The sequence below is a fragment of the Novosphingobium sp. FG90 genome (assembly GCF_057808725.1).
On sequence record NZ_JBMDIO010000097.1, the window covers coordinates 1 to 1,647 of the forward strand.

Consider the following 1,647-nt stretch of genomic DNA (forward strand, 5'->3'; position numbering starts at 1 on the left):
CCCGGGTTATTCACGAGCCCGCCGCTCTGGTGTGTCCCGAGTTTGATCGGTGTTTGGCGGCGTGACTTGGGCGAGCGCTGGCGCCGGTGTTTTCCACCGCGTCAGGAGCAATGGGCTTTTCGAGGTTGACGGGACGAGGGCTCGGGTTTCGGCGGCATGGCCGCGCTGGCTATGTCGGCGCTGGCCGAAGACCGGTGGCGATGGCTTTGAACACGCCGGCGTCGGGGCATGCTGACGCGAAGGCGACACGGATACGCGAGGCGCTCTCGATGACGCGGGCAGCGACCTTGAGCAGCCGCAGGCGCAGAGTCGCGAACTCGGCAGCGGCCAGCGCAGTGGCCTTGGGGATGGCCTGCTGGATGCGCCACATCAGCCAGTAGGCGGCGGTATGCAGGATGAGGCGCATCTGGTTGGCATTGGCCGAGCGGCACGAGGTGCGATCGCTGGCCAACTGGGTCTTATGGCGCTTGATCAGGTTCTCGGCTTGGCCGCGCGCGCAGTAGAGCGTGTCGTAAATATGCTCGGCCGAGCCTTCTGTCAGCGAGGTGACGACATAGCGGATGTCCATGCCCAGCGTGCTGGCTTCGATCCGGGCGACGACGCGGCGTTGGCCCTTCCAGCTTTTGGCGCCGTAGCGGGTCTCGGTATAATGGCGCAGGACCGGGCATTGGCGCTGAGCCCGCTTGACCGCGCAGGCATCGGCGACGGCGACAATGATCGGATCGGCCCGCAGCGCGGCGTTGGTCGGCAAGCCGAACACGTAATCGACCCCGGCCGCCTCGCAGAACGCCATGATCTCGGGCCGACCGTAGTGCCCGTCTCCGCGGATAGTGATGTGGGTATCGGGCCAGTGCTGGCGGATATGACGCACCAGGCGCCGGATGTGGCCGGCACCTTCGGCACCAGACGGCGTCTTGCCGGTGCGCAGCAGCATCGCGACCGGACGGCCGGTCGCAGTGTCGTAGACGTGGATCGGCAGAAAGCAGCGTTCGCCGTGATGGCCATTCCAAAACGAGAGCTGCTGATAGCCGTGCACGACATCGCAGGTGTCATCGATGTCCAGCGTCACCGCCGCCGGTGGGACCGGATAGCTGGCACAGTAGACGCCGATCATCGCGGCCATCATCCGGGCCAGTTCGCGCGTGGTCGGTGCATTCTCCCAGCGGCTCATCGTCGGTTGGCTCGCAAGCCCCGCGCCCGATCCCGGCAACTTGCCCAGTGCCAGGCGGAACCCCGGATCGTCGCGCAGGGCGTCGAGATCGTCAGCATCCTCGTAGCCACACGTGATCGCGAACACCCGGGCGCGCAGGATGTCATCAAGGCGATGGGTCACCCGCGTCGGGTCACGCGGATCAGCGATGCAAGCCGCAAGCCTCCGGCAAATTCCCATCGCTCGCTCGGCTTGCGCCAGCAACAGAACGCCGCCGTCCGAGGTCAGCCGGCCACCGTCGAACGCGGCTGTGATCTTCTTCCCGCCAACCGCTGGAAACGAAAATCCCGGTGCGCTATCATCGCTCCCGGCGGGTGTGGTCCGTGGCATAAATTGCCTCGCTGCAGGACTGGTCTAGACACCCATTTTCCTACTGCAAAGCAATCGCTTACGCCACTCCCGCCAACCCTATCACCCGCCTTCGTGAATAAAACAGG

Annotated in this window: 1 protein-coding gene; it reads right to left on the bottom strand. The window is 65.4% G+C overall.

Translation table 11 applies throughout. The annotated features are described in order from the left end of the window. Window positions 1-169 precede the first annotated feature (169 nt). Window positions 170-1,540 (bottom strand): IS1380 family transposase, encoded by a 1,371-nt coding sequence (locus ACODRZ_RS26670; RefSeq protein ID WP_211151759.1) that lies wholly within the window; start codon window positions 1,538-1,540, stop codon window positions 170-172. Window positions 1,541-1,647 lie beyond the last annotated feature (107 nt).